This is a genomic window from Geminicoccus sp. (genome assembly GCF_036263595.1).
Classification (GTDB): domain Bacteria; phylum Pseudomonadota; class Alphaproteobacteria; order Geminicoccales; family Geminicoccaceae; genus Geminicoccus.
The window spans coordinates 26,150-34,594 of record NZ_DATAGQ010000241.1; the positions used below are offsets into that span (position 1 = coordinate 26,150).

The window sequence follows — 8,445 nt, forward strand, 5'->3', positions numbered from 1 at the left end:
AGAAACCTTGCGGCTCAACTGCAGGACATCACCCGGAAAGACAGGATCGGCATGGTCACGGCACATCCGGCGCGCAGCAGGCCCGGGATGAACGTGAGGACCGAATATGCCGATTGTGATTCACGGAACCAACGACGACGACTCGATCATTATCGACAAGGAGATCAATGGAACGATTTTCGATGACAGGATCTATGGCCATGATGGCCTGGACGACATCTATGCCAGCTTGGGCAACGACGTCGCCTTCGGCGGCAACCACGCCGACCATGTGCATGGCGGCTATGGGAACGACAGCCTGAACGGCGACGCCGGGGACGACTACCTGTTCGGCGACCAGGGCAACGACATCCTGCTGGGTGGCAGCGGCAACGACGAGATCAAGGGAGGCACCGACAACGACATCCTATTCGGCGGTGCCGGCCACGACGGGCTCTATGGCGAGGCCGGCGACGACGAGCTGTTCGGCGAGAACGGCAACGACCTGCTTCGTGGTGGCGCCGGCGCGGACGGGCTGTCGGGCGGCGGTGGCATCGACACGGCAAGCTATGTCGGTGCATCCGGGAAAGTGTTCGTTCACCTCGGGACCGGCCAGGGGCTGTGGGGCGAAGCCCATCACGACGTGCTGGTCGGGATCGAGAACGTCACGGGAACCAACTATGACGATCAGCTGGTTGGACATGGTGGTGCCAACCGCCTCGAAGGTGGCAGCGGCAACGACCAGCTCTTCGGCGGCGATGGCGGCAACGACCGGCTGCTGGGCCAGGACGGCAACGACACGATCTACGGTGACGAAGGCGCCGACTACATCGATGGCGGTGCACAGGACCTGGACACGCTCGTCTATCACGGCTCGAACGGCGGCGTGATGGTCAACCTTGAGACCCACCAGGGCGAAGGAGCAGACGCAGCCGGCGACACGATCTACGGTATCGAGCGGCTGATCGGCTCCTACTTCGACGACACGCTGATCGGCGACCACGCTGCCAACCGCCTGTTCGGCGATATCGGCCACGACACGCTGCAGGGCGGTGGTGGCGGCGACTTCCTGGACGGCGGAACGGGCACGGACACGGCGTCCTATGTGGGGTCGCAGGCTGGCGTGAAAGTGGCCCTCAACGGCATTTCACCCTCTGGCGGCCATGCCGCCGGGGACACACTCGTCTCCATCGAGAACCTGAAAGGATCCGGTCACGCCGATGAGTTGACTGGCTCGGGTGCAACCAACGTCCTGCATGGGGAAGGCGGAGCGGACCAGCTCTTCGGGCTTGCTGGCAACGACGTGCTGATGGGCGGTGCTGGCAACGACATCCTCAAGGGTGGTGCCGACCAGGATATCGTCGTTGGCGGAACAGGGAAGGACACCCTCCACGGCAACAGCGGCGCCGACAGGTTCCAGTTTGCCTCGATCACCGAAAGTGGCCTGTCCACGACAACACGCGATCTGGTCGTGGATTTTGCTCAAGGCCAGGACAAGCTGGACCTGTCCCTGCTCGACAACAACAGCGCAACCTTCGCAAACGGCTCCCTCAGCTTCATCGGCGAGACCGCCTTCAGCGCCGTCGGGCAGGTGCGCTACTTCCACGAGGACGGCAACACCATCGTCGAGTTGAACAACTATGGCAGCCAGGGCGTGGAGATGCAGGTGGCACTGGTCGGCACGTTCGACCTGGCAGCCTCGGACTTCATGCTCTGATTTGGCGAAAGGCGCGGCTGGACGATCTCCATCCGCGCCAGCGCCTCGCTGGTGTCCCTAGCCTGTCAGCCAGGCCAGCGAACGGCGTAGCTGGGCAGTGGCTTCCTGGTCGAACCAGCGCCCATGCGTGAAGATGACGCGCTCGGGCTCCATCGCGATGAGCCTTTCAGCAGCTGGCGCGGCCTCGCTCCGCTTCATCTTGACCAGCATTCGGAGATAAGCCGGCGCTTTGCCGTCCGGCGCGGTGGCACCGACGAGATGCGCGCCGGGACGCATCCACCAGGGCAGCTTCTGGGGCTCCACGTTCACCACAAGGTCGGTCAGGACCAGCGTCCGTGTCGGACGGTGAAAGAAAGCGATCTCGGTGAATCCGCCACCGCCCGGTATGACCAGCTGTTCGATTTCCTGCGCCCAGTCCGCCGGCGCCACTGCCGAGAGTTCGCGATCGATGCGCAGCCCGGATTTTTGGACCTGCGAACGCTCGCGCAGTCCGGGTGCCGCCCATGTCACGGCATCGGGACAGGCATCCTGCCACTGCTTGAGGAACGACCAGTGCGCGATGTTGGGGGCCACGAGATGACGGATCGGGCCCAGTTCCTGCAACTGTCGCCGAAGGCCGTCGTCGAAGCGGGTGGGCGAGTGCAGCAGCAGATCGCCGTTCGCCAGCCGGATCACGGTCATGCGGACCGGCATGGGCAGACCCAGCATCCTGTGCGGACCGCTGTCGACGATCCAGACGCCAGGCGCAACCGGCTTGGCCACGTCCAGCGGCGGATAGGTCACGTCATGATCCGCAGGCATGGCCGCTCCCCTTGGATGCGAGGCCATGCCGGCGCGCCCTCAGGCGTGGACGGGGACCCGCAGTTTCATTGCCGGACGCGGTGCTGGATCCACGGCCCTTTCGGACCTCGCAGGTCCAACATGCGGCTTGTCCGTGATGACCTGACCTGCATGGCCAGCAACGCCGGCCGGCTCGGCGTAGCCGCTCAGTTGTGCCGTCCGCTCCAGCACTCGCGCGATCGCGTGGCTGACGTGACGAACGTCCATGTGCCGAAGATCCACGGCGTTTGCCCCCGGGGTGTTCTGCTACCACGGGAGAATATAAGGAACAAACATAGAACATCAAGGTAGGTGGGACGTTCTTCCTCATGCGTATCGAGACCGGTCGTCGGCGCGCGAGCGCTGCCAAGCCAGGAGACCCATCGAGAGCGCTGCCAGCCCGAGCAGGGCCACCGTCGGCACGCCGCCATTGTTGGGCCCGTGCCGCCAGCCACCGCGGACACGCCGGCCGTCTTCCATGGGCGCAAAGAGATTGCCGCTCGTGGGAGGGCTCGGTTCGTTCGCGAGGAACCCTGCATTCAGCAGCCTGCCATTGATGCGGGTGCCGAACGGACCCAGCAGCGGTTTGAGGAAACTGCCGACTTTGCCGAATCCACCGATCACCACCTCCGCTTGCGGATGGTCGACAAGCTCCACCACCGTGTCGGCCACCTTCTCCGGCGTGTACACAGGCGGCGCAGCGCGCACGCGGTGATGACTGAAGTTCGCGGCATGCTCGAAGAACGGCGTGTCGATCACCGAGGGGAGAATGGTGCAGACCTGGATGGCCGGCTGGTCCAGCACTTCCTGGCGCAGCGCCTCGGAGAATCCCCGGATCGCAAACTTGCTGGTGGCATAGGCAGATGAATCAGGCTTGGCGATGCGCCCGACGATGGAGGCGTTCTGAATCAGCGTGCCGTGTCCTTGCGCCCGGAACTGCCGCATCGCGACCTTCGCACCGTGCATGTAGCCGAACACATTGGTCTCGATCACACGGCGCCACGCATCCGATGGAAGATCCTCGAAGCGGCCAAAAATCCCGACCCCGGCGTTGTTGAACCAGACGTCGATGCGGCCGAACCGCTCCATTGCGCGGCGGCCGAGTGCCTGAACCTGTCTCTCGTCGGTGACATCCGTAGGAACCGCCATGGCAGTAGCGCCCAGTTCCGCACATTCCTGCGCCGTCTCGTGCAGCATCCGCGCGCGGCGCGCGGCGAGCACCAGCGACGCGCCGCGCTTGGCGAAGGCATAAGCGGTGGCCCGACCGATGCCACTGGACGCACCAGTGATGACGATGACGGGAGGAATGTTCCTCATGGACATCGTGGATCGTCTCCGATTGAAGCAGGTCTTGCCGATGGCAGGAGAAGAACTGCATGCGGCCATGCAGCAAACTGCCACCTGAACCATGGCTGACCACTCGGGTTCCGCCCAGGCTTGCGGCCCAGCGGATATGCGGTGCGGACGTTCAGGGGATCGGCAGGACGTTGGTGTGCTTGACCTGGGCCAGGGCGAAGCTCGACTCGATCGAGCCGACGCCTTCGAGCCGGGTGAGCTTCGTCTTCAGGAACACCTCGTAGGCTTCCAGATCCGGAACGACGATCCGGAGGAGGTAGTCTCGCTGGCCCGTCATCAGGTAGCACTCGACAACTTCCGGCCAGCCCTCGACCGCCGTGGCGAAGCGGTTGATGTCGTGCTCGCGCTGCCGCTCCAGCTTGACGGATGCAAAGATGCTGATCGGTAGGCCCACCGCCTTCTGGTCGACCACCGCGACGTAGCCGCGGATGATCTTGGCTTCCTCCAGGAGCCGTACCCGCCGCAGTGTGGGTGACGGTGTCAAGCCTACTCGGGCAGCGAGATCGTGAAAGGCCATGCGACCATCCCGCTGGAGACTGGTCAGGATCTTCCGGTTGATCGTGTCGAGGGGTGACTTTGGCATCTGCAACTACCAGTCGGGCTATGCACGCAGGAATCCGGCAATCCACGTGTGGACGCTAGCTAAAATCAGCAGCCTCTTCCGCTGGCTCCGGCCTATACCATCGTCATCAGACTTCAGGATCAGGGGATGTCATGAGCGATCCGCGCCTTCCGTATCTCGAAGAGCTGGAACGCAAGATCCTCTGGCTCTCGACCTGGACCATCCACCACGCCAACCATGTCCGTCCGTCCGACGATGGCCTGAAGGTGGGTGGCCATCAGGCCTCGTCGGCCTCGCTCGCGACGATCATGACTGCCCTCTACATGGCGGTACTGCGTCCGGAGGATCGGGTGGCCGTGAAGCCCCATGCCAGCCCGATCTTCCATGCCATCCAGTACCTGTTCGGCGAGCAGAGCCGGACCAACCTGGAGCGCTTCCGCTCGTACAAGGGGGCGCAATCCTACCCTTCGCGTACCAAGGATACGGACGACGTCGATTTCTCGACTGGATCGGTTGGACTGGGTGTCGCGCAGACGCTGTTCGCGAGCCTCGTGCAGGACTTCATCCACGGGCATGGCTGGAACCAGGACCGGCCGGAGGGCCGCATGATCGCCCTGGTGGGCGATGCGGAGATGGACGAAGGCAACATCTTCGAGGCCCTGCTGGAGGGCTGGAAGCACGGGCTGCGCAATACTTGGTGGATCATCGACTACAATCGCCAAAGCCTGGACGCAGTGATCCGGGAGGGGGTCTATGCCAGATTCGAGGCGCTGTTCCGTGCCTTCGGCTGGGACGTCATCATCCTCAAGCATGGCAGCCTTCAGCAGGCGGCATTTGCGGAGCCGGGTGGCGACAGGCTGCGCGACTGGATCGACGCCTGCCCGAACCAGCTCTACTCGGCCTTGACGTTTTCGGGCGGTGCCGCCTGGCGCAGGCGGCTGATGGATGATCTTGGCGACCAGGGGCCAGTCGCAGCACTCCTGGAACGCCGGTCGGACGAGGAGCTTGCCAGGCTCATGACGAATCTCGGCGGGCACGACCTGCCGGGGCTGCTGGACGTGTTCGAGCGCATCGACCACGACCGGCCGACCGTGTTCATCGCCTATACGGTCAAGGGCATGGGTCTGCCGCTGGCCGGCCACAAGGACAACCATGCGGGGCTGCTGACCAGGGAGCAGTTAGACACGTTTCGCACGGCCAACCATGTGCGGCCAGGGCATGAATGGGAGCCCTTCGAGGGGCTGCGGATGGCACCGGGCGATCTCCGGGCCTTTCTGGACGCGGTTCCGTTCCGCGCGCGCGGTCGACGCCGCTACGAGGCCGCACGCATCGAGGTGCCGGCACAACTGGCAACGCCGGACCATGCCGTGCTCTCCACGCAGGCCGGCTTCGGCCTGATCCTGAACGATATCGGACGAACCGACTCCGAGTTTGCCGCGCGGATCGTCACCACCTCGCCGGACGTCACCGTCTCCACCAACCTCGGAGCGTGGGTGAACCGCCGCGGCCTGTTCGCGAAGGAGGAGATGCAGGACCTCTTCAGGGCCGAGCGTATCCCTTCCACCTACAACTGGACCTTCTCCACCAAGGGCCAGCATGTCGAGCTCGGTATCGCCGAGATGAACCTGTTCTTGATGCTCTCCGCGCTGGGCCTGTCGCATTCGCTGTTCGGCGAGCGCCTCCTGCCGATCGGGACGCTGTACGATCCGTTCATCCAGCGCGGCCTCGATGCCCTGAACTATGCCTGCTATCAGGACGCCCGCTTCATCGTGGTCGCGACACCGTCCGGCGTGACGCTGGCGCCCGAGGGAGGCGCCCACCAATCGATCAGCACGCCGATGATCGGGATGGCCCAGGATGGCCTGGCCGCCTTCGAGCCCGCTTATGTCGACGAGCTGGCGATCATCCTGCGCTTCGCGTTCGATTACCTGCAGCGGAGCGGAGATGCCGATCCGGACGAGCGCTCCTGGCTGCGCGACGCCAGGGGAGGATCGGTCTACCTTCGCCTGTCGACACGCTCGCTGGAGCAGCCCCATCGGTCGCTGACGGGCAGCTTTGCCCAGCAGGTCGTTGACGGCGCCTACTGGATGCGCGAGCCTGGCCCGAACCCGCAGGTCGTCATCGCCTACATGGGTGCCGTGGCGCCCGAGGCGATCGAGGCGGTGGGGCTGATGGCCGAGGATCGCCGCGATGTCGGCTTGCTCGCGATCACATCGGCCGACCGGCTGAACGCCGGTTGGACGGCGGCACAGAGGGCCCGGGAAAGCGGAGCCATCCATGCTCGCAGCCATATCGAGCGGCTGCTGGCACCCCTGCCCTCCAATTGTTGCCTGGTGACGGTGCTGGACGGCTACCCGGCGACGCTGGCCTGGCTGGGCTCGGTGATGGGACACCGCACGCGTTCGCTGGGGGTCGAGCATTTCGGCGAGACCGGGACCATCGCAGACCTCTACCGGCGGCACGGCCTGGACGCGCAGAGCATTGTTGCAGCTGCTGAGGTGATCGCGCCAGGGCGGCCCATCCGGTACCTGAGGCCAGCCAGCTGAGCCCGCCGGAGCGGGCCACAGCTAGCCTCGGATCACGCTTGGTTCAGATAGCGCATCCACGTGGTCCGGGACGAGAGTACGGACGACTGCGAAACGCAGGCTTGGCGGCAGCGCAGAAGCCGATCGATTGTTCGTACCCATTGGCTTTAGGCGGGCCTTAGCTCGACCACGAGCTGCTGCTTGCTCGCAAGCATTGGACGCTGTTGATCAACTACCGTTGACCAGCACCGCCACGGGGAGGTCGGTCAGCAGGTCGGTGATCGGCTGACCGCCGCCACCAAGCTCGACGTCACGTCCCGTCAGCAGATCGCGCCAATTGCGCCCCTGAAGGTCGGTCAAAGCAGGTAGTTGGGCATCAATGGACGTGCCACGACCGGGGAAACGCGCCGCTATCACCAGCAAGGCCTGCCCCTCATGCCGACGCAGAAAGGCACAGACACGCTCTGCGTCGGTACCCGTTGCAGCCACCGGTTCGTAACTGCCTTGGCCGAACAAGGCTGGGCAGCGGCGGCGGTGCTGCAAGAGGGCTTGGATGGCAGCCATCTTGAACCGTCCGTCGCGCCAATCCTCGAAGAACGACCGCATGGCGTGGCCGCGATCGCGCGCCAGGGCCAAGCTGACATCTGCCAGCAACTGCTCCCGCTGCTCGTAGTCAACGGGGCGACGATTGTCGGGGTCGACCAGGCTCAAGTCCCAGAGATCAGCACCTTGGTAGATGTCGGGCACGCCTGGTACCGTCAGCTTCAGCACCGTCTGAAGGAGCGTGTTGGTGGCGCCCAAGGTGGCTACGCGCAAGGCGAACGGACGAAAGGCGTCGAGAAACGCATTGGACCGCTCGGCGTCCAGCGCGTCGTCGACGAAGCCCAGCACCGCGTCCTCGTAGGCCTGATCGGGTGCGGTCCAGCTCGTATGAACCTTGGCCTCGCGCACCGACTTGGTCATCGCTCCCTTCAGCCGCTCCTTGAGCGTGTCGAGAACGGCCTGATCCATGGCATCGTCGAGAAGCTCGACCGGCCAGGCGCCGAGGAGAAGTTGGTAGAACAGATACTCATCGTTGCGGTCCGGCGGTGCGGTGCCTTCGACATCACCTCGACGTGCCCGCAGGATACGGCTCCATGCCTGCACCTGTCGCTGCCATTCCTCCGGCAGCTCTGACAGAGCAGCCAGCCGCGCCCGCGTGTCCTCACCGCGCTTGGTGTCGTGGGTGGAACTGGACAGCAAGGCGTGCGGCCAGTGATCGGCCCGCTGCTGGTTGGCCCGGTGGAAGGCCGACAAGGTGGTGCCGAAGGTTTCTGGATGGCCGCCCACCTCGTTGAGCGCCACGAAGCGGTTGAACCGGTAGAAGGCCGTGTCTTCCAGCCCCTTGGCCATGACCGGCCCGCTCAGCTGCTGGAACTTCATGGCGCAGCGCAGGGCGACATGACGGCTGAAGCCGCTCTTGGGCTGGGCGACGAGACCACCGGAGA

General features: G+C 64.7%; 5 protein-coding genes and 1 pseudogene. 2 read left to right on the forward strand and 4 right to left on the reverse strand.

Annotation, left to right across the window (positions count from 1 at the left end):
* Positions 1-106 precede the first annotated feature (106 nt).
* Positions 107-1,696 (forward strand): calcium-binding protein, encoded by a 1,590-nt coding sequence (locus VHL31_RS26000; protein WP_329664158.1) that lies wholly within the window; start codon positions 107-109, stop codon positions 1,694-1,696.
* 57 nt (positions 1,697-1,753) lie between these two features.
* On the opposite strand, the gene VHL31_RS26005 is transcribed toward VHL31_RS26000, so the two are convergent.
* The 3 genes from VHL31_RS26005 to VHL31_RS26015 all read right to left on the reverse strand — a co-directional run bounded on the left by VHL31_RS26005 (position 1,754) and on the right by VHL31_RS26015 (position 4,454).
* Positions 1,754-2,497: a DUF4336 domain-containing protein gene (locus VHL31_RS26005; protein WP_329664159.1), complete on the reverse strand. Its 744-nt coding sequence runs from the start codon at positions 2,495-2,497 to the stop codon at positions 1,754-1,756.
* A gap of 345 nt (positions 2,498-2,842) precedes the next feature.
* Complete coding sequence (locus VHL31_RS26010) at positions 2,843-3,838, reverse strand: SDR family oxidoreductase (RefSeq protein ID WP_329664160.1); 996 nt, start codon at positions 3,836-3,838, stop codon at positions 2,843-2,845.
* A gap of 145 nt (positions 3,839-3,983) precedes the next feature.
* Positions 3,984-4,454: an Lrp/AsnC family transcriptional regulator gene (locus VHL31_RS26015; protein WP_329664161.1), complete on the reverse strand. Its 471-nt coding sequence runs from the start codon at positions 4,452-4,454 to the stop codon at positions 3,984-3,986.
* A 131-nt stretch (positions 4,455-4,585) separates the two neighbouring features.
* Between VHL31_RS26015 and VHL31_RS26020 the strand changes: the two genes are divergently transcribed.
* Positions 4,586-6,979, forward strand: a complete 2,394-nt coding sequence (locus VHL31_RS26020; RefSeq protein WP_329664162.1) for a transketolase — start codon at positions 4,586-4,588, stop codon at positions 6,977-6,979.
* A 207-nt stretch (positions 6,980-7,186) separates the two neighbouring features.
* Here VHL31_RS26020 and VHL31_RS26025 read toward each other — a convergent pair.
* A pseudogene (locus tag VHL31_RS26025) lies at positions 7,187-8,445 on the reverse strand (malto-oligosyltrehalose synthase); the annotation flags it as partial.

Bases quoted from the DNA above. Each gene is read 5' to 3' on its own strand.
- VHL31_RS26005 (WP_329664159.1), bottom strand. From the start codon at position 2,497: ATGCCTGCGGATCATGACGTGACCTATCCGCCGCTGGACGTGGCCAAG.
- VHL31_RS26000 (WP_329664158.1), top strand. From the start codon at position 107: ATGCCGATTGTGATTCACGGAACCAACGACGACGACTCGATCATTATC.
- VHL31_RS26020 (WP_329664162.1), top strand. From the start codon at position 4,586: ATGAGCGATCCGCGCCTTCCGTATCTCGAAGAGCTGGAACGCAAGATC.
- VHL31_RS26015 (WP_329664161.1), bottom strand. From the start codon at position 4,454: ATGCCAAAGTCACCCCTCGACACGATCAACCGGAAGATCCTGACCAGT.
- VHL31_RS26010 (WP_329664160.1), bottom strand. From the start codon at position 3,838: ATGTCCATGAGGAACATTCCTCCCGTCATCGTCATCACTGGTGCGTCC.